Raw genomic sequence first — 18,137 nt, forward strand, 5'->3', positions numbered from 1 at the left:
AGGACGGTGCTGCGGCCGCCCGCGGGCGCTGCCCAGTCACGTCCAAGCGCAGGGCATCGGGCGCAGATGATGGTGGAGTATGCATGCTCAGCGCCCGACGGACGGGCGCTAGCGGCCAGGTAGTTGGGGAGTATATGGTCTTGCCAACCCCGCTCAAGCCCCGCTGCCAGCCCGCGCCAGGTTCAGCGCCAGCAGGCGGCGCAGGATTTCGTCGTCGGGCATCTGCGGCGTGTAGTCGGCCCAGCCGTAGGCGGCGGCCACGGCGGCGTCGAGCTGCTCGTGCGCCTGCGCCAGCCAGGCGGGGCGCTGGTTGTAGAGGTTGGTCAGGGTGCGTTTTTGCAGCGCCTTGGCGTCGGCCTCGGGCAGGCCGGGGCGCGGCTCGATGCGGTCGGGGTAGGGCGAAGCGGCCAGGCCCAGCGGCACCACCTCGGGCACCTTCACCGTCCACTCGGGCGGGTTCAGCCAGTTCTGGCGCAGCGCATCCAGCCGGTGCGCGGCCTCGGCAATGGCGCTGGCGTGGGCCTTGCTTGCTTTGGTTTCGATAGCCGCCGGCGCTTGCCCTGCCGGGGCTGGCGCCGTTTTTGGCTTGGAATCCGCAGCCGCCGCCGGCGCCCCCAGCCCGGCCGGAATGCGGGCGCCGCTGGGCAGCGCCTCGGTCTGCTGGTGCGCCGTGTCGGCGGGCGTCAGGCCGGCGGGGAAGGGGAAGGTTTCGAAGCAGGTGGTGGGGGTGTAGCGCGGGTCGTTGCCCACGCCCAGCCAGGTGCACATGCGCAGCGACCAGAGTTCGTGGAAGCGGCTGTGCAGGATGCCGAAGGTGGTGTCGTCGGCGCGGGCGACTATGCACGTCGCATGACTCGGCAGAACATTGCAACTGAACCATACCCACACGCGATGCTTTGCGACGATCGATGTTGCGAAGAAGCGCGAGACAGATGTCAGGGCCGTACGCATATCTGGCGCTGCGCGCGCGTGAAGCCACCAGCGCCGACGTTCGGCCTCATTGCGTACTGCCGCCTTTTCAGGCTTAACTATCCGCAAGATGTGTTCGTAAGGCAGTTCAAACAGTGCAGCGTCACTCTCTTTCGTGTCGACACCAAAATCAACGATCCAAGTATCTGACGGCCGTCGCACGATGTCGGCGCCGTTGATCCATTGTTTGACGACTTCAGCGTTGCTTCGGCCGTTTGGATTGGGTTTCCCGAGCCACGATCTCGCAAGTTCACCCGGAACGTCGAACGAAGCTTTCTTGGACGTGCCGACGAAGCAGGCGTTCAAGTTGGGCAGTAGCGTCTTTGCAGATGTCAAATCCACTGCGGATTTGGCCGACTGATAACCAGTCAAGTCCGAGTGAATGGCTTCAGATGGTTGGCCGTTCAGTTGGACCGGTTGCCCAGCCTCCCCAAACGCCACCAACGACACCCGCACCGCCGCGCCGTCGTTCACCCACGGCTCGTCGCTCCACGCATCGAAGATGCGGCTGCTCTTGACGATGGCGTCGAGCACGGCGCGGTTCTTGCCGCCTCGGATGGAGTTGGTTGCTACAAATCCCGCAGCAGTCAGCGCTTGACTGACAAGCGCTGCACGCGCTTTTTCGAACCAGTAGCAGACGAAGTCGGCGCCGCCGGGCACGCGGCCGGCGTAGGTCTTGCGCAGCGTTTCGGTATAGGCATCGCCCAGCTCGCCGCGCATCTTCTTGTCGCCAATGAAGGGCGGGTTGCCGATGACGACGCTGGCGGCGGGCCAGGGGGCTTCGGTGGCGGGCTGGCTCCCTCGCCCCTCTGGGGAGAGGGTGGGGGTGAGGGGCGGGGCGGTGGCTGGCTGGGCGGGCGTGCCCCCACCCCGGCCCTCCCCCAGCGGGGGAGGGAGGAATTGCAGCAGCGCATCGCGGCATTCGATCTGCTCCAGCGGCTCGAGCACGGGGTTGGTCTTGGGCGGGTAGCCGTGGGCGATGCGCCATTGAATCTCGCCGATCCAGATGCTGACGCGGGCCAGTTCGGCGGCGTATTCGTTCAGCTCGATGCCGAGCACGTTGTGCGGGCCGGTGACCAGATCCTGCTCGCGGTCGAGGCCCAGGTCGGCGGCCTGGGTGATGGTGAGCAGTTCGACGTCTTTCAGCGCCTTCAGGCCCAGGAACAGGAAGTTGCCGCTGCCGCAGGCGGGGTCGAGGATGCGGAAGGCGCGCAGTTCTTCGAGCCACAGCACGAAGCGGGCGTGGGCCTTGCGGTGGGCGGCGTCGCCGTGTTTCTTGATTTTGGCCGTTTGCGCCCGCAGCTCCTGCGCGGTCAGCTCCCATTTTTGCAGCAAGGGGCGGGTGACGACGGGCTCGACGATGCGGGCGATGGTGGCCGGGTCGGTGTAGTGGGCGCCCAGCTGGCTGCGCTTGGCGGGGTCGAGCCCGCGCTCGAACAGGGTGCCGAAGATGGAGACGTCGATGGCGGACCAGTTGAGGGCGGCGGCGTTGCGCAGCTCGGTGATGTCGACGATTTCGAGCCGGGGCACGTCGATGCGCTGGAACAGGCCGCCGTTGAACCAGGGGATGTCGTCCGGCCCGTACAGGCCGCCGCCCTGCATGGTGGCGAACAGGCTTTGCAGGCCGGTGGTGAGGCGGCCTGAGGTGAGCTGGCGGTTGCCGACGAGGCGCTCGAACATGCGGCCGGGCAGCAGGCCCACGTCTTCGGCGAAGAAGCAGAACAGGCACTGGGTGAGGAAGTGGGCCACGGTTTCGGCATCGTTGCCGCGGCTGCGCAGTTGCTCGGCCAGGGTGGCAAAGCTGCGGGCGGCGGCTTCGGTGATGTCGCGCGTGGTTTTCTGCGGGCGAAAGCTTTCGGGGTCGAGCCAGACGCGGCGCAGCAGGCTTTGGGTGGCGGGCTGGTCGAGCTGGTCGATGCGGACGGTGTGCTGCTCGCTGGGGTGGCCGTTGAACTGGGTGTGGATGCGGATGACGAGGCGGTCGCACACCACCAGCAGGGGCGGGTTGCTGAGGGCCAGGCTGTATTGCTGCAGCTGGCGCAGGGCGGCGTCGAGGTTCTTGGCCGGCGCCTTGTTCTCCCACGCGAAGCGGTTGCGCCAGTACACGTCGGCGTAGCCGCGCGCTTCGCCCAGCAGCAGGGTGTGCTGTTCGAACACGTAGTCTTCGCCGGGCACGGCGCCGGGCTCGGGCACGCCGAGCAGGCGACACAGGTCGATGAAGTGGGGCTGGGCGCCGGCGCGTTCGCTTAAGGAGTGGGCGGGGCCGCCGGGGCCCCATTTGGCGATGAAGTCGGCGGGGGTCATGCGGGGCCTTGCTGCATGGCGGGGCATGGTAGCAAAGGGGCGGCGCGGGGCGCTCGCCGTGCAACAGGCCTCAGAACCGGCGGCTGAGGTAGCGCGAACCGGCCAGGCCGAAGCGCCAGGGCGTGTCGACGGCCTTGCTGATGCCGATGCGCGGGCCGGTGAGCACGTCGACCGGGGTGCCGGGCGGGGCGCCGAGCACGCTGAAGGGCGGCGCATCGAGCGGCAGGCCGTAGTGCGCCAGCGTGATGCCCAGCGCCTGGCCCACGCGGCCGGGGCCGGCGCACAGCAGGCGCTCGTCGTGCAGCCCGCGGCGCGCGCGCATGGCGGGCAGTCCGTGGGTGGGCTGCAGGGCGCGGATCAGCACGCCGGCGCCGTGGCCGGCCTCGCGGCAGACGAAGTTGAGGCACCAGTGGATGCCATAGCTGCGGTACACGTAGGCGTGGCCGGGCGGGCCGAACATGGCGCGGTTGCGCGCGGTGGGGCCGCCGAAGGTGTGCGAGGCGGCGTCGGCCATGTCGTAGGCCTCGGTCTCGACGATGGTGCCGCCCACGCCGTCGACCAGCAGCGTGGCGCCGATGAGCGCGTGCGCCACGGCGGGGGCGTCGGCGGCGAAATCGGCAGGGCGCAGGGGGCGGGGCATGACGCCTTGGAGTCTAGGCCCGTCGGGTGCGCGGCTTATAGTCGTTCGCAATTCACCGCACTGACGAGGAGACCACTGATGTTCAAAGCCCTGCTGCTGACCAAGACCGAACCCGGCGCGCCGCACTGCGCCGTGACCGAGCTGGACGACGCCCAACTGCCCGCCGGCGAGGTGCTGGTGCAGGTGAGCCATTCCACCCTGAACTACAAGGACGGCCTGGCCATTACCGGCAAGGCGCCGGTGGTGCGCACCTGGCCCATGGTGCCGGGCATCGACTTTGCGGGTACGGTGCTGGAATCGAGCGACGCGCGCTACCGCGTGGGCGACGGCGTGGTGCTGAACGGCTGGGGCGTGGGCGAGGCGCACTGGGGCGGGCTGGCGCAGAAGGCGCGCGTGAAGGCCGACTGGCTGGTGCCGCTGCCGGCGGGCATGGCGCCCAGCCAGGCCATGGCCATCGGCACCGCCGGCTACACCGCCATGCTGTGCGTGATGGCGCTGCAGCAACACGGCGTGACGCCCGAGCAAGGCCCGGTGCTGGTGACGGGCGGCAACGGCGGCGTGGGCAGCATCGCCATTGCGCTGCTGTCGCGCCTGGGCTTCACGGTGCATGCATCGACGGGGCGGCTGCACGAGGCCGAGCATTTGAAGGCGCTGGGCGCCACTGAGCTGGTGGACCGCGCCACGCTGAACGCGCCCGGCAAGCCGCTGCAGAAGGAGCGCTGGGCCGCCGCCGTGGACAGCGTGGGCAGCCACACGCTTGCCAACGTGTGCGCCAGCATCCAGTACGGCGGCGTGGTGGCGGCCTGCGGGCTGGCGCAGGGCATGGATTTTCCGGCCACGGTGGCGCCGTTCATCCTGCGCGGGGTGACGCTGGCGGGCGTGGACAGCGTGATGGCGCCCTACGTGCGCCGCGCCAAGGCGTGGGAGCGCCTGGCGCGCGAACTGCCGGCCGAGGCGCTGGCCGCCAACACCGAAACCATCGCCCTGGCCGACGCGCCCGCCGTGGCCGCCCGCCTGCTGGCCGGGCAGGTGCGCGGGCGGGTGGTGGTGGATGTGAACGCCTGATGCTGCTGCGCGTGCAAAAGAGGGCTTGATCCTCGAGCCGTCCCGGATGCCGCGCGGACCGCATCCGCGGTGTGGGAGCGGGCTTGCCCGCGATGGCGGCGTCCGCGCTCCCGGTCATCGCCCTATCGCGGGCAAGCCCGCTCCCACAACGCTGGCTGAGAGGGGCGGCCAGTCACGAAAGACAGCAGCTTGCGCGATGCGATGACGAAACGACCTCGCTGCGCTTTGATGACGGGGGCTGCGCCGCCATGACGCCAGTCGCGTGCGAGGCATTCCGCCATTACTGCTGTCGTTTGGTCGTTTCGTCATTTATCGACGTTTTCTAAAAGCATGACAGCGCGTGCCGCGCCAAAGAAAGCTCCCTCTCCCTCTGGGAGAGGGCTGGGGTGAGGGCCGGCAGCGTGTCATGTATTACGGAATTTTCGATAGTCATTTCGTCATCACCCCGCGCAGCGGCAAAGTCATGGCGTCATCCGTCTAAAGCCAACGTTTGGACCGCGAAACGGCATGAGTGCGGCGCACGACTCGCCGTGTGGGCGCGCATGATCGGCGCTCGATTCGCTATCGTATAAATAGCTATTGGCGCTTGGCTGGCAAGCGCTGGGGGCTGATTTGGCCTGAAAATCTCTCAGGCGGGGTACCGTGCGGCTCGGTATTGAAGTCGCGCGTTGCGTGACGGAATGCGCGCGCCGCACTGGCTGCCGGGCGCCTGACACGCGCCCGTCACGGCCGGCTTCTAGAAACCGGGCCATGCCCACCATTCGACTCATCGCCGTCCTCAACCACCTTGGCCCGCAGGCCCGCTTCGCGCTAGCCGAGGCGCTGGACCAGGTGGCGCCCGGCCACGACATCGACAGCGAGGCGCTGTTCGAGCAGTTCGTGCGCGAACTGGACAACATCTCGCCGCTCTGGCAGCGCGTGCCGGAGAACATGGTGATGCCGGATTGACGGGGGGAGGGAATGGACCACAGCAGACATGCTCCTTAACTTCGTCATGGCGATGATGTTCATCGTGCTACCGGGTTTCTGGGTAGCTGCGCTCGCGTGGGTTGGTGTCCGCGTAGGCAACATTTCGCAGATGCTCTCAGCAGCCACCGATGGCGCCAAATCTGCGGGAGGCAAAGGCGCTGACCTTGCAATCAAAGCAGCGAAGGCGAAGTAGCGCCGAGAGTGGCGAGCTACTCGTCGTCCGCGCTGCCGCCGTCGATGCGTACCTCGCCCCGGTAGAGACCGTATCCGTCCAGGCCGTTTCGCCATTGAGGCTCGTCATCATCACTGCTTTCGTCGGCATCAGCGTTGCGTACCATCCAGGCAGCGATCGCTGCAAAGGCCAGCAGCAGCGCCAGCCAGAACGCGGAGTAGAGCAGCGCACCGAGCACGGCCAGCTTGACGACCCAGAGCACCGCCGTCGCCGCGCCCGCTGGCACCCCGCGCGTCACCAGCCGGCCGGCGACACGCTGCTCGCGGCGCTGGTATCCACGCCAGGCACGGCCAGCCCCCCGGCCCAGCCGGTGGCTCCAGCTCCCGTTGTGCGTGTTGGTGGTCATGCTCATGTGCCTCGGCTTCAGTGGTACCTCACCTCATGGAGCGGCCGGTCGGGGCCTGCCCTCCAGCATAGACCGCGATCAGGAGGGCGGGTTGCGGCTGGCAGAGCCGGTCGGCCTGGGTCGCAGGTCGATTAGATTCTGCGATGGAAATCAAACCTTATGCTACTTTCCCTGCGCGTTCCTGCAATGGCTCTAGGGTCGATTGGATTCTGTGTTATTTTTATAACATGGATGGAAATTCTAGGCACCAGGTAATCAAGCGGCTGCAGGCGGGACTTCCCCGCGGGGCGCCGTTCGACCTTGCCACCCTGAGCCAGTTCGGGGTGTCGCCCCAGCTCGCCGCCCACTATGCCGACGGCGGGTGGCTCGTGCGCCTGGCCCATGGCGTCTATGCCTTCCCGAACGATGAATTCGGGGTCTACGGTGCGCTGAAGTTCCTGCAACAGCGCGTGCCCGGCCTGCACGTCGGCGGCAAGAGCGCCCTGGCCCTGCAGGGTGTGCGGCACAACCTGGGCAGCCGGGAGGCGCTGGTGCTGTGGGGCGACGGTCGTTTCGTGTTGCCAGCCTGGTTCACCTCGCGCTTTCCGGCCCGCTACGTCCACGCCCGCCTGTTCGACTGGCCGGACACGGCGCTGGCCGGCAAGACCCTGACCACGCCGCCTGGCCTGCCCGAGGATCTGCGGGTGGCTGCCTCCGAGCGTGCCGTTCTGGAGCTGCTGTACGAAGCCGGCGTCAAGCAGAGCCTCGAAGAGGCCCGCAACATCTTCGATGGACTGCGTTCCCCCCGCAAGGACTTGCTCGGACAACTGCTGTCCTGCTGCGCCAGCGTGAAGGCCGTGCGCCTGTTCCTCACCTGGGCACGCGAGACCAGCCTCGTGGATGTGGATGCCCTGCTGGAGCAGTACCCGGTTCGCACCGGCAGCAACACGCGCTGGATGAGCCGGCTCGATGACGGCACCTTGCTGAGCCTGAGACCTCATGGATAAGACCTACGCGGACACCGTTCGCCTGCTGCTGGCCGTCGCGCCCGACGTGTTCGCCAACGACATCTTCGCCATGAAGGGCGGCACGGCCATCAACCTCTTCGTGCGGGACATGCCGCGCCTGTCGGTGGACATCGACGTGGTATACCTCCCGTGGCAGACGCCGCGCGACGAAGCGCTGCAAGCCATCAACCAGGAGCTGGCCGCCATCGCCGCGCGCCTTGCACCGCTGGGCGTGCAGACACGCCTGGTTCGCGCCAAGGACCTGGGGGACACCAAGCTGATCGTCGAGAACGATGCCAGCCAGGTGAAGATCGAGGTCAACGTCGTGTTCCGAGGCAGCGTGCTGCCCGTCGAGCGGCGGCCGCTGAGTGCCAAGACCAGCGATTTGTTCGGCGTCGAGTTCGAGCTGCCGGTTCTGGCACCGGACGAGCTGTACGCCAGCAAGCTGGTGGCCGCGCTGGATCGGCAGCACCCCCGCGACCTGTTCGACGTGTGGCAGCTCTACGAATCGGGCGACATCAGCGACGGCATGGTCGAGTGCTTCGTGATCTATCTGGCGGGCCACAACCGGCCGCCCCACGAAGTGCTGTTCGGCAACGACAAGGACATCGCCGGCGAGTACGAGCGGGCCTTTGTCGGCATGACCGAAGTGGACTGCTCCCTGGAGACACTGCTCGATGCTCGCGCCAGGATGCGGCGCGAGCTGCCACAGCGACTGAGCACCGCGCACAAGCAGTTTCTGAGCGGGCTGGCGCGCGCAGAACCGGACTGGTCGCTGGTGCAGTGCCAGCACGCCGCGCAACTGCCGGCACTGCGCTGGAAGCTCGCCAATCTGGAGACCTTCCGCAAGCGCCGTCCCGACGACTTCGCAGCGCAATCCGCCGCCCTCGACACCGGCTTGGGCCAGAGCTGACGAGCGTCCCGCAGCGCCCCACTTGCCGGGATTGCCCCATGCCGCATTCATCGTGGCGCCCCGCGCAGCAGCGGCCCTATACCCAAAGGCTTCCGATAAAGGCCAAAGGGCTGGGAAGGGGCAAAGGAAGGGCGCCAAGGGGAAAGGCCCTATCCTGAAAAGGCCAAAAGGCGCCCCGAGCAGCCCGTCATCCGGGGTTCGCCATGCTCTCGCTGTTCCAGCGCAAAAGGGTGCCACCCACCGCCGGCACGCCGCCCACCTCCGCCATCGAAACTCCGAAAGGGTCGATGCGGCCGGAGTCGGCCGCATCGCTGCTGGCCACGCCGCGCCGGCAGAAACTGCTGGAACACATCTGGCAGCGCACATCGCTCTCGCGCCGGCAGTTCGCCACGCTCTACCTCGCCCCACTGGAGCGCTACGCCGAGTTGGTCCAGCAGTTCCCGGCCTCCGAGAACCACCACCACGCCTATCCGGGCGGCATGCTGGACCACGGCCTGGAGATCGTCGCCTATGCGCTGAAGCTGCGGCAGTCATACCTGCTGCCTGCGGGCGTCACGCCGGAAGCACAGGCGGCCCAGGCCGAAGCCTGGACCGCAGGCACGGCCTACGCGGCCCTGCTGCACGACATCGGCAAGATTGCCGTCGATCTGCACGTCGAACATGCCGACGGCAGCGTCTGGCATCCCTGGCACGGCCCGCTGCGAAAGCCCTACCGCTTCCGTTACCGAAAGGAGCGTGAGTACCGCCTGCACAGCGCCGCCACCGGGCTGCTCTACGCGCGCCTTCTCGATCGGGACATCTTCGACTGGCTCTGCGGCTATCCCGACCTCTGGGCAGCGCTGCTGTACGTGTTGGCCGGCCAGTACGAGCACGCCGGCACGCTCGGCGAGTTGGTCGTGCAGGCCGACCAGGCATCGGTCGCCCAGGAACTCGGCGGCGATCCCAGCAAGGCGCTGGCGGCGCCCAAGCATGCGCTGCAACGCAAATTGCTCGACGGCTTGCGCTACCTGCTCAAGGAAGAATTCAAATTGAACCAGGCCGGTCCGGCGGACGGTTGGCTGACCCAGGACGCCTTGTGGCTGGTGAGCAAGACCGTCTCCGACAAGCTGCGCGCACATCTGCTATCGCAAGGCATCGACGGCATTCCGGCGAGCAATACGGCGGTGTTCAACGTACTGCAGGATCACGGCATCGTGCAACCGACGCCGGATGGCAAGGCGATCTGGAAGGCTTCTGTCACCAGCGACGCCGGCTGGTCGCACGCCTTCACCTTCCTGAAACTCTCGCCGGCGATGATCTGGGATGCCGCCGACCGGCCGGCGCCGTTCGCAGGCCGTGTGCAGGTCGAAGAGGAACAGGCGGAGCCGACGCCGCAGGCGACAACGGTGGCCGATGGGCCGCGCGCCGAAGGCATCGAAGCTGCATCCGCGAGCACGGCGCCGATCGCATCCGCAGCCATGGACACCGGCGTGGCCGCGCTGCTCGACCTGCTGGGCGACGCCGCTCCACCCACGGCACCGGAGATCCCGAGTTCCCCTGTTGCCGAGCCCGAGCCGGCCCCTTCGACCGTGCCCCCGCCGCAGATGAGCCTCGCGCCTTCCCAGGATCGCGCGGAGCCCTCCGGGGCGCACTTCATGGCCTGGCTGCGTCAGAGCATCCAGACGCGCAAGCTCATCATCAACGACGCCAAGGCCCTGGTGCATACCGTCGCCGGTACGAGCTACCTCGTCAGCCCCGGTGTGTTCCAGCGCTACGCGCAGGAGTACCTTCAAGTCGCCGCGCTGGCCAAGCAGGAGAAGCTGGAGGGGTGGCAGTGGGTACAGAAACGCTTCGAGAAGCTGGGACAGCACCGCAAGCAGCCGAGCGGGCTGAACATCTGGACCTGCGAAGTCACGGGGCCGCGCAAGTCGCGCCGGCTGCACGGCTAGGCCTGGCTTGATGCAAACACGCCGCCCATGAGAGCAATGGTCAAAATGCTCAGGCGATGTACCCGGGGGCCGCACGAGATCGCACGCATTGCGCCATGACTAGGCGCGGGGCGGCGCTCGCCGGGAGCACCGGAGGAAGAGATAAGCATGATGGTCCTCGAAATTGATATCCACGAAGTCACGTGTTCTGCCGCGTCAATACACGGCGGGCGCGACTTGGTGTTTCAATTCCGCAGAACCTGGAGCGCGAGATAGATCGGAGGGAAACCCGCTCGAGGGTCGGGCTGAACGTAGCCAGCCATAGGGCCGGCCGTTGGCTGCGTTTCGAATATTTCCGGAAGCAGATAAGTGATGCAGACCGCATGGGCTGCAATGGATTGGGTATCCAGTCCCTGCAGCGAAGACACGAGTTGCCCGTCGCTGTCGCAATGGGCACGGCACAACTGTGGCGCCTCATCATCCATCGTACCTGACATGGCATGGCAGTCGGGCAGGGATGGCATGTCTACCGGATCCTCCATAGCCATGCCTGCAGCCTGCATGGAGGCGATATGTCCCGCAGAGTCCGGTTTGGGGCAGGCATACATCGCCAGCGCCATCTGCGAGAACAGCAAGGCCAAGATGAGGCCGCCGGCAATCCGGCGGCCCCATTGCGTGACGATGCGTCGGATGGAAGCCATGGTGGGATGTTCTTTGCGCTGGATGTGTGACGAATTGACGTGGATCAAAATCCAGTCACGGGGTGGAAGCGTCAAAGGATCCACCCGTGACTACCTGATCGCTGTGCATGAAAGATCACCGAGGGCTCAGCTTCGTTTCTCCAGGATCCAGCTTGTCGGCGCGCCTCGAACTCGGCCAGTCTGAAAACGCGAGCACATACAGCACGATCAGGTTAATCATGGGGATGATCATCAATAGACCGAGCCAGCCCGAAAAGCCCGCCTTGACAAAGATCTTCCAGAATGGAAACACGATTACCACCGCACCCAGCAGCATCGTCAGCCAGTGGGCGCCAAACCACCAGGCCATGTCGTTCATATACATTCCGTTCATCATGATCGATATCCTTTCTTTGATTGTCTCGATGCGGGTTAGCCTCGTGCGCGCCGCAGCCGCAGCGCGTTGAAGATGACAGAGGCCGAGCTCAGGCTCATGGCCAGCGCTGCAATCAATGGAGACAGCAACCAGCCCGTGATGGGATAAAGCACGCCGGCGGCGATGGGCACGCCGATACCGTTGTAGATGAAGGCGAACAACAGGTTCTGGCGCATGTTGCGCACGGTGTCGATGGAGATGTCGCGCGCGGCGGCGATGCCGCGCAGATCGCCCTTGACCAGGGTGATCTGTCCGCTGTTCATCGCCACGTCGGTGCCGGTGCCCATGGCAATGCCCACGTCGGCCTTGGCCAGTGCCGGCGCATCATTGATGCCGTCGCCGGCCATGGCGACGACGTGCCCCTCCTTCTGCAGCCGCTCCACCAAGGCCAGTTTGTCGGCCGGCTTGACTTCGCCATGCACTTCGTCGATGCGGAGCTTGGCGCCCACCGCCCGGGCCGTGGTCAGGCCGTCGCCCGTCGCCATGACGATGCGCAGGCCACTGTCGTGCAGCGTCTTGATGGCGTCGGCCGTGGTTGCCTTGATCGGGTCGGTGACGGCCAGGATGCCGGCCAACCGGCCATCCACGGCCAGGTGCATCACACTACCGCCCTCGCCGCGCAAGCGCTCGGCGTCCGTCTTGAGCGCATCGGTCGCGACGTTCTCCTGCTGCATCAAGGCGGTGTTGCCCAGCACCAGATGCTTGCCTTCGACCGTGCCGCGCACGCCGATGCCGCTGCCCGATTCGAAGTCGTCGGCCTTGGTCAGGCTCAGCCCTTTGTCCCGCGCGGCGCGGACGATGGCATCCGCCAGCGGGTGCTCGCTGCCCTGATCCAGACTGGCCGCCAGGCGCAGCACCTCATCCGGCGTGTAGCCCGAGTCGGCGACGGCGGTGTCGAAGGCCGGCTTGCCTTCGGTCAGGGTGCCGGTCTTGTCCACGATCAGCGTATCCACTTCGCGCATTTTTTCGATGGCGCCGGCATCGCGGAATAGAATCCCCTGCGTGGCCGCGCGGCCGGTGGCGACCATCACGGACATCGGGGTCGCCAGGCCCAGCGCACACGGGCACGCAATGATCAGCACCGCCACGGCGTTGATCAGGCCGAACACCCAGCTCGGCTCGGGGCCGAAGAATCCCCAGACGAAGAAAGTCGCGATTGCGATCAACACCACCACGACCACGAACTTGCCGGCCACCACGTCGGCCATGCGCTGCATCGGCGCCTTGGAGCGCTGGGCATTGGCCACCATCTGCACGATCTGCGACAGCATGGTGGCGGCGCCGACCTTCTCCGAGCGCATCACCAGTGCGCCGCTGGTGTTCATCGTGGCGCCGATCAGGCCATCGCCGGCGCGCTTGGTCACCGGCACGGGCTCGCCGGTGAGCATGGATTCATCGACGGCACTGCTGCCCTCGGTCACCACGCCATCGACGGGCACTTTCTCGCCGGGCCGCACGCGCAGCAGGTCGCCGACGTGAACATGGTTCAAAGGCACGTCCTCCTCGCTGCCGTCGGTATTGATGCGGCGCGCCGTCTTGGGGGCCAGGCCGAGCAGAGCCTTGATGGCCGCCGAAGTCTGCGAGCGCGCCTTCAATTCGATGATCTGACCCAGCATGGTCAGCGAGATGATGACGACCGCCGCCTCGAAATAGACGGCGACGCGGCCGTGGGCGATGAACGAGTCGGGAAACACGCCGGGCGCGAGGGTGGCGACCACGCTGTAAACAAAGGCGGCGCCGGTGCCTAGGCCGATCAGCGTCCACATATTGGGGCTGCGGTTGACGATGGACTGCCAGCAGCGGACAAAGAATGGCCATCCCGTCCACAACACTACCGGCAGCGACAGCACCAGCTCGACCCAGGTCTGGGTCTTCATGTCGAACCAGCCGAGGCGGTGGCCGAACATGGCCAGGATGGTGACCACCACGGTCAGCGGCAGCGTCCACCAGAAGCGGTGCTGGAAATCGATTAGTTCGCTGTTGTCCTCCTCATCCAGCGGAATCACCGCTTCGAGCGACATGCCGCATTTCGGGCAATTGCCGGGATGATCCTGCTGCACTTCCGGGTGCATGGGGCAGGTGTAGATGGTGCCCGCCGGGGCCTCCATGGGCACCGCGGCAGAAGTTGCCGGGGTCTGTTCGTCTGCGGTATGGCCGTGGTGATGCAGGTGTTGGTTCATGCCCATGCCTTTGTTGAGTTATCTCGATTCTTGACCTTGCCATCGCGGCAAGGTCAAGTCCCTTTCCTTGTGGACGCATTCGGTCCGCATTGGCCCATGCCCCGATGGCTATCGGGACAAAGACTGGCGGTACTGGACATTGATTTCGTCGTGGCGGCGCCGTATCTCTGGCGGCCATTGCGCCTTGATCCATGACAGCACGGCCACGATCTCGTCGTCGCTCAATACTCCACCATAGATGGGCATCGCCGTACGGTAGTCGGGCTGATTGATCAATTGGGCCAGTCCCTGCTTAGTGATGGCGAACAGTTGCTCGTCGGGATGGTGCCAAGTGTGGCCGCTGGGATCGTGCGGCGGCGCAGGAAGCAAGTCATCCGATCCACGATCACGCCAGTTGGGCTGGCCCTCGCCCTTGGCCCCATGGCAAGCCGCACACTGCTGCGCGTAGATGCGGGCGCCGACGCGCAGCACCTGGGGATCATCGGGACGCAGGCTGTGCGGCGTCGCCTGCCGCTCACCGGCGCGCAGGGAAAAGTAACCCGCCCCTGCCACCAGCAGCAGGGCCAGCAGTCCTGCGGCCCACAAGGCCGGCGGTTTCAACGTCATTGCAACTTCCTTGATTTCATGCCCATGGCCACATTCTGGTCAGCGGATGCGTCGCTCAAGACCGCGTCCTTGCGCCCCTGCGCGGAATGAAGCGTGGCACGCGCTGCGCATACTCCTGCCAGGCCTGTCCAAAACGGCGTGCACTTTCCTGTTCCTCGTTGTGCGCCAGCCGGGCGTACATCGCCACGAGGATCGGGAACATCAGCAGCGTCAGCAGGGTCGGCCATTGCAGGAGAAAGCCGAACATGATCAGGACGAAGGCGATGTACTGCGGATGCCGCACCCGCGCATAAACGCCGGTTTCAGCCAGCCGCCCCTGCCGCTGGGCCTGGTAGAGCACGGGCCAGGCCGTGGCCAGCAGCCAGAAGCCGCCGCCAATGAACAGGTAGCTGAGAATGTGGAACGGCCCAAGGTGCGGGTCGCCGCCCCAGCCGAACAACAGTTCCAGCAGGTGGCCGGCGTTGTGGTTCAGCAGATCCACGCCCGGAAACTTCTGGCCCAGCCAGCCCGACAGGAAGTAGATGGTCAGCGGGAAGCCATACATCTCCACGAACAGCGCCACGATGAACGCTGTGAACGCCCCGAAACTGCGCCAGTCGCGCGCGCTGGCCGGCTTGAAGAAGCTGAAGGCGAACATGACGAAGATCGCCACGTTGAGCACCACCAGAGTCCACAGGCCATACGACGATCCCGTGTGCTCCATGGCGTCAGCCCCTGTCGGAGTTTTGTCCAGTGCCCTGGCCAGTGGCTCCGGAGCCACCACCGTGGCCGCCATGACCACCATGGCCTTTGTGCATGAAGACATGCATCAGCGGGCAGGCCAGCAGGAAGGCATAGGGCCACCATTGCGCCAGGTGGGCACGGTGTTCGGTCCATAGGAAGTACCCGGCGACGGCGCCGAACACGAGCAGGCCGATGGCATAGCGCGAGCGCCAGAACCCGCCGGTCTGCACACTCTGCGGATGGGATGCATGGTCATGGGTCATGACGGCCTCCTCACTTTGTGCCGGGAGTGGGGGTTTGCGGCATGGACATTCGATCCATCATCATCTGCATCATCGACTCCATCATGGCCATGCGCTTTTCCATCATCTGCGGGTCGTGCTGCATGCCAGCCATACCGGCGGGTGGGTTGCCCGATGCCATCTGGCCGTGCATCGACTTCATCATGCGCATGCCGTCCTGCATGGTCTTCATGTGTTCGGCCATCAACGCCTGGCGCTCCTGGGGCGTCTTGGCGGCTGCCATCTTCTCGTGCATGGCCTGCATGGCCCGCATGTGCCGATCCATGGCGGCCATGTCGCCCGAGCCCATGGCCTGGCCGGGCGATGGCAATGCCGCCGAAGGAGCCGGTGCCGCGGTAGCTGCTGGGGCGGCAGCGTCCGCCGGGTGGTGGTCCTTGTGCTCGTCGGAGCCTTGTGCCAGCACACCCATGGAGGCGGCGGCGACACAGAAACCGATCAGGGAATGGCGAATGTGAATCATGATGCTTCCTTCTGGCCGTGGATGGACTCGGGCAGCCGCGTCCGGCGGCATGGTGCGGTTGTGACCTTGCTCAGCGCACGGGCTGGATGTCGGTGACGATCATCTTCCCGCCTTCCTGGATGACCATGAATTTGACCTTGTCGCCGGGCTTAAGGTTGGTGAGCTGGCCCTTGTCACGAACGGTAAAGACCATGGTCATTCCGGGCATGTCCAGATTCTTGATGTCCCCATGCTTGAGGGTGATCTTGCTGTTGTCCAGATCGACCTTCTTGACCTCGCCATCGGTCATGGAGTCCGATGCAGGCGCCGCGACCTGACCTGTACTGGGACTGACCTGGGCATGGCCCGCCATCGGCAGGGCAACGCCCATAGCCAGGGCGGAGATGGTGAGCAGACGTTGGATGGTTTTCATGGTGACCTCTGGGTAAATGGATGGATCTATGGCTGGGCCGGCTGTAGTCGGCGTTTCAGGCCATCACTTGCGGCCCACCTTGATGGCGCCCTTCATACCGGCCTCATAGTGGCCAGGCATCAGGCAGGCGAAGTTCACGGCTCCCGCCTTGGTGAACTGCCAGACGATTTCACCCTGCTTTCCCGGTGCGAGCGTGACCTTGCCGGGTTCGTCGTGCTCCATGTCCGGGAACTTCTTCATCTGTTCCAGGTGCTCCAGCAGTTCCTTCTCAGTGCCCAGGCTGAGTTCGTGCTTGACCTGGCCGACATTCTTGACAACGAAGCGTACGGTTTCGCCCTGTTTGACCTGAATGTTTGAGGGCGTGTAACGCATGTTGTCGCTCATTTCGATGGTGATGCTGCGACTGGCCTTGGTGGCGACGCCGGGTTTGCCAATGGCTGTCTCCCCCCCGTCACCGTGGCCACCTGCATGGGTGCCGCTAGCGAAGGCTGCCCCCGATGTGGCCAGTGCAGCCATGGCGAAGAATTGCGAGATGGTGGTTCGTGTGAATTTCATGGGTGGTCTCTCGTTGAAAATGGAAGGGGAAACTCAATGCTCGCCATGCGAAGTGGGCTTGCGTACCTTGACTTCGGTCGGCGTTGCCGGCTTGCGTGCGCGCGGCATGGATTGGCCGCCCTCGGCGCTGAAGCGCGCCGGCTCGGCCATGAGGCCGGTGTACTCATGCGCCACCGTGCCTGCCGGATGCTTGTACCAGCCCGGATCCTTGTAGTCGCCCGGCTTCTGGTCACGGCGTACCTTGAGCACGCTGAACATGCCGCCCATCTCCACCGAGCCGAACGGCCCCTGGCCGGTCATCATCGGGATGGTGTTGTCGGGAATCGGCATTTCCATCTCCGTCATGTCGGCCATGCCGCGCTCGCCCATGACCATGTAGTCCGGAATCAGCTTGTTGACTTTCTTGGCAAGGCCGCTGTGATCCACGCCGATCATGGTTGGCACGTCGTGGCCCATGGCGTTCATGGTGTGGTGGCTCTTGTGGCAGTGGAAGGCCCAATCGCCTTCCTCGTCGGCGACGAACTCGATCTGGCGCATCTGCCCCACTGCCACGTCGGTGGTCACCTCGGGCCAGCGTGCGCTTTTGGGCGTCGGGCCGCCATCGGTACCCGTGACCACAAACTCGTGGCCATGCACGTGCATCGGGTGATTGGTCATAGTGAGATTGCCCATGCGAATGCGCACCTTGTCGTTGAGGCGCACGTTCAGAGAGTCAATGCCGGGAAAGACACGGCTGTTCCATGTCCACAGGTTGAAGTCCGTCATTTCCGCGACCTTGGGCGTCGCGGCCCCGGGCTCGATGTCATACGCACTGAGCAGGAAGCAGAAGTCCCGTTGCACCTCGTCGATCATCGGGTGCCTGGCTTTCGGGTGCGTGACCCAGAAGCCCATCATCCCCATGGCCATTTGCACCATTTCGTCGCCGTGCGGGTGGTACATGAACGTGCCGGGGCGGCGCGCCACGAACTCGTAGACAAAGGTCTTGCCGGCCGGAATGGCCGGCTGCGTCAGACCGGTTACGCCATCCATGCCGTTGGGCAGGCGCTGGCCGTGCCAGTGAACACTGGTGTGCTCGGGCAGCCTATTGGTCACGAAGATGCGCACACGGTCGCCTTCGACGACCTCGATGGTCGGGCCGGGACTCTGCCCGTTGTAGCCCCACAGGTGAGCCTTCATCCCTGGGGCCACTTCGCGCACCACCGGTTCGGCCACCAGGTGGAACTCCTTGACGCCCTGGTTCATACGCCACGGCAGCGTCCAGCCGTTGAGCGTCACCACTGGGTTGTACGGCCGTCCAGAATTGGGCATCAGCGGGGCCATGGTGTTTGGGCTAGTCTGAATCACCGGCTCGGGCAATGCCGCCATGGCGACACGGCTGACCGCGCCGGCCGCAACGGCGCCGCCAGCAATACCGGCAAATTTGAAAAAATCTCTTCTGGATGTCATGGCAAT

17 protein-coding genes and 2 pseudogenes are annotated in these 18,137 nt (G+C 65.6%); 6 read left to right on the forward strand and 13 right to left on the reverse strand.

All coding sequences use genetic code 11. The annotated features are described in order from the left end of the window. Positions 1–153 precede the first annotated feature (153 nt). Positions 154–3,273 carry a class I SAM-dependent DNA methyltransferase gene (locus ACFSCU_RS06720; protein ID WP_377560220.1) on the reverse strand — a complete coding sequence of 1,040 codons (3,120 nt, stop codon included), beginning with the start codon at positions 3,271–3,273 and terminating at the stop codon, positions 154–156. A gap of 70 nt (positions 3,274–3,343) precedes the next feature. After that, positions 3,344–3,913 (reverse strand): DNA-3-methyladenine glycosylase, encoded by a 570-nt coding sequence (locus ACFSCU_RS06725; protein ID WP_377560222.1) that lies wholly within the window; start codon positions 3,911–3,913, stop codon positions 3,344–3,346. 78 nt (positions 3,914–3,991) lie between these two features. Here ACFSCU_RS06725 and acuI point away from each other — a divergent pair, with 78 nt between their 5' ends. The 3 genes and pseudogenes from acuI to ACFSCU_RS06740 all read left to right on the forward strand — a co-directional run. Further along, positions 3,992–4,978: an acrylyl-CoA reductase (NADPH) gene (gene acuI, locus ACFSCU_RS06730; RefSeq protein ID WP_180551010.1), complete on the forward strand. Its 987-nt coding sequence runs from the start codon at positions 3,992–3,994 to the stop codon at positions 4,976–4,978. 750 nt (positions 4,979–5,728) lie between these two features. After that, a complete protein-coding gene (locus ACFSCU_RS06735; RefSeq protein WP_180551011.1) occupies positions 5,729–5,926 on the forward strand; it encodes a hypothetical protein in 198 nt (65 codons plus the stop codon). A 25-nt stretch (positions 5,927–5,951) separates the two neighbouring features. Next, positions 5,952–6,140: pseudogene (locus ACFSCU_RS06740) on the forward strand (conjugal transfer protein TraG N-terminal domain-containing protein); the annotation flags it as partial. A 16-nt stretch (positions 6,141–6,156) separates the two neighbouring features. On the opposite strand, the gene ACFSCU_RS06745 reads toward ACFSCU_RS06740, so the two are convergent. Further along, on the reverse strand, positions 6,157–6,531 hold the full coding sequence (locus ACFSCU_RS06745) for a DUF3742 family protein (protein ID WP_377560224.1): 375 nt from the start codon (positions 6,529–6,531) through the stop codon (positions 6,157–6,159). A 221-nt stretch (positions 6,532–6,752) separates the two neighbouring features. Between ACFSCU_RS06745 and ACFSCU_RS06750 the strand changes: the two genes are divergently transcribed. The 3 genes and pseudogenes from ACFSCU_RS06750 to mobH all read left to right on the forward strand — a co-directional run. Continuing rightward, complete coding sequence (locus tag ACFSCU_RS06750; RefSeq protein ID WP_377560225.1) at positions 6,753–7,511, forward strand: type IV toxin-antitoxin system AbiEi family antitoxin domain-containing protein; 759 nt, start codon at positions 6,753–6,755, stop codon at positions 7,509–7,511. Next, entirely contained in the window at positions 7,504–8,424 is a 921-nt protein-coding gene (locus ACFSCU_RS06755) for a nucleotidyl transferase AbiEii/AbiGii toxin family protein (RefSeq protein ID WP_016851972.1), read from the forward strand. Before ACFSCU_RS06750 ends, ACFSCU_RS06755 begins: the two co-directional genes overlap by 8 nt. A gap of 203 nt (positions 8,425–8,627) precedes the next feature. Continuing rightward, positions 8,628–10,349: pseudogene (mobH, locus tag ACFSCU_RS06760) on the forward strand (MobH family relaxase); the annotation flags it as partial. Between the two features lie 227 nt (positions 10,350–10,576). Here the strand turns inward: mobH and ACFSCU_RS06765 are convergent. The 10 genes from ACFSCU_RS06765 to ACFSCU_RS06810 all read right to left on the reverse strand — a co-directional run bounded on the left by ACFSCU_RS06765 (position 10,577) and on the right by ACFSCU_RS06810 (position 18,131). Next, on the reverse strand, positions 10,577–11,032 hold the full coding sequence (locus ACFSCU_RS06765; protein ID WP_377560226.1) for a hypothetical protein: 456 nt from the start codon (positions 11,030–11,032) through the stop codon (positions 10,577–10,579). Between the two features lie 115 nt (positions 11,033–11,147). Further along, positions 11,148–11,408, reverse strand: a complete 261-nt coding sequence (locus tag ACFSCU_RS06770) for a DUF805 domain-containing protein (protein WP_180551012.1) — start codon at positions 11,406–11,408, stop codon at positions 11,148–11,150. Between the two features lie 35 nt (positions 11,409–11,443). After that, positions 11,444–13,555 carry a copper-transporting P-type ATPase gene (locus ACFSCU_RS06775; RefSeq protein WP_377560266.1) on the reverse strand — a complete coding sequence of 704 codons (2,112 nt, stop codon included), beginning with the start codon at positions 13,553–13,555 and terminating at the stop codon, positions 11,444–11,446. 180 nt (positions 13,556–13,735) lie between these two features. Continuing rightward, positions 13,736–14,233, reverse strand: coding sequence for a c-type cytochrome (locus ACFSCU_RS06780; RefSeq protein WP_377560227.1), 498 nt, complete (start codon positions 14,231–14,233; stop codon positions 13,736–13,738). A gap of 55 nt (positions 14,234–14,288) precedes the next feature. After that, positions 14,289–14,936 (reverse strand): methyltransferase family protein, encoded by a 648-nt coding sequence (locus ACFSCU_RS06785; protein WP_180551013.1) that lies wholly within the window; start codon positions 14,934–14,936, stop codon positions 14,289–14,291. A gap of 4 nt (positions 14,937–14,940) precedes the next feature. Next, entirely contained in the window at positions 14,941–15,219 is a 279-nt protein-coding gene (locus tag ACFSCU_RS06790; protein WP_377560229.1) for a DUF2933 domain-containing protein, read from the reverse strand. A 10-nt stretch (positions 15,220–15,229) separates the two neighbouring features. Beyond that, the gene (locus tag ACFSCU_RS06795) at positions 15,230–15,718 is read right to left on the reverse strand and encodes a hypothetical protein (protein WP_180551015.1); all 489 of its coding nucleotides are present in this window, start codon (positions 15,716–15,718) and stop codon (positions 15,230–15,232) included. Between the two features lie 70 nt (positions 15,719–15,788). Further along, complete coding sequence (locus tag ACFSCU_RS06800; protein WP_180551016.1) at positions 15,789–16,130, reverse strand: copper-binding protein; 342 nt, start codon at positions 16,128–16,130, stop codon at positions 15,789–15,791. Positions 16,131–16,193: 63 nt separating this feature from the next. Further along, positions 16,194–16,685, reverse strand: a complete 492-nt coding sequence (locus ACFSCU_RS06805; RefSeq protein WP_377560231.1) for a cupredoxin domain-containing protein — start codon at positions 16,683–16,685, stop codon at positions 16,194–16,196. A 33-nt stretch (positions 16,686–16,718) separates the two neighbouring features. After that, positions 16,719–18,131, reverse strand: coding sequence for a multicopper oxidase family protein (locus ACFSCU_RS06810; RefSeq protein ID WP_180551018.1), 1,413 nt, complete (start codon positions 18,129–18,131; stop codon positions 16,719–16,721). Between the last annotated feature and the right edge of the window lie 6 nt (positions 18,132–18,137).

Source organism: Ottowia beijingensis (assembly GCF_042680925.1).
Classification (GTDB): Bacteria; Pseudomonadota; Gammaproteobacteria; order Burkholderiales; family Burkholderiaceae_C; genus Ottowia; species Ottowia beijingensis.

Coding starts and splice junctions, on each gene's coding strand:
- ACFSCU_RS06795 (WP_180551015.1), bottom strand. CDS start 15,718: ATGATTCACATTCGCCATTCCCTGATCGGTTTCTGTGTCGCCGCCGCC.
- ACFSCU_RS06755 (WP_016851972.1), top strand. CDS start 7,504: ATGGATAAGACCTACGCGGACACCGTTCGCCTGCTGCTGGCCGTCGCG.
- ACFSCU_RS06765 (WP_377560226.1), bottom strand. CDS start 11,032: ATGGCTTCCATCCGACGCATCGTCACGCAATGGGGCCGCCGGATTGCC.
- ACFSCU_RS06745 (WP_377560224.1), bottom strand. CDS start 6,531: ATGAGCATGACCACCAACACGCACAACGGGAGCTGGAGCCACCGGCTG.
- ACFSCU_RS06780 (WP_377560227.1), bottom strand. CDS start 14,233: ATGACGTTGAAACCGCCGGCCTTGTGGGCCGCAGGACTGCTGGCCCTG.
- ACFSCU_RS06735 (WP_180551011.1), top strand. CDS start 5,729: ATGCCCACCATTCGACTCATCGCCGTCCTCAACCACCTTGGCCCGCAG.
- ACFSCU_RS06800 (WP_180551016.1), bottom strand. CDS start 16,130: ATGAAAACCATCCAACGTCTGCTCACCATCTCCGCCCTGGCTATGGGC.
- ACFSCU_RS06805 (WP_377560231.1), bottom strand. CDS start 16,685: ATGAAATTCACACGAACCACCATCTCGCAATTCTTCGCCATGGCTGCA.
- ACFSCU_RS06770 (WP_180551012.1), bottom strand. CDS start 11,408: ATGATGAACGGAATGTATATGAACGACATGGCCTGGTGGTTTGGCGCC.
- ACFSCU_RS06785 (WP_180551013.1), bottom strand. CDS start 14,936: ATGGAGCACACGGGATCGTCGTATGGCCTGTGGACTCTGGTGGTGCTC.
- ACFSCU_RS06775 (WP_377560266.1), bottom strand. CDS start 13,555: ATGGAGGCCCCGGCGGGCACCATCTACACCTGCCCCATGCACCCGGAA.
- acuI (WP_180551010.1), top strand. CDS start 3,992: ATGTTCAAAGCCCTGCTGCTGACCAAGACCGAACCCGGCGCGCCGCAC.
- ACFSCU_RS06725 (WP_377560222.1), bottom strand. CDS start 3,913: ATGCCCCGCCCCCTGCGCCCTGCCGATTTCGCCGCCGACGCCCCCGCC.
- ACFSCU_RS06790 (WP_377560229.1), bottom strand. CDS start 15,219: ATGACCCATGACCATGCATCCCATCCGCAGAGTGTGCAGACCGGCGGG.
- ACFSCU_RS06720 (WP_377560220.1), bottom strand. CDS start 3,273: ATGACCCCCGCCGACTTCATCGCCAAATGGGGCCCCGGCGGCCCCGCC.
- ACFSCU_RS06750 (WP_377560225.1), top strand. CDS start 6,753: ATGGATGGAAATTCTAGGCACCAGGTAATCAAGCGGCTGCAGGCGGGA.
- ACFSCU_RS06810 (WP_180551018.1), bottom strand. CDS start 18,131: ATGACATCCAGAAGAGATTTTTTCAAATTTGCCGGTATTGCTGGCGGC.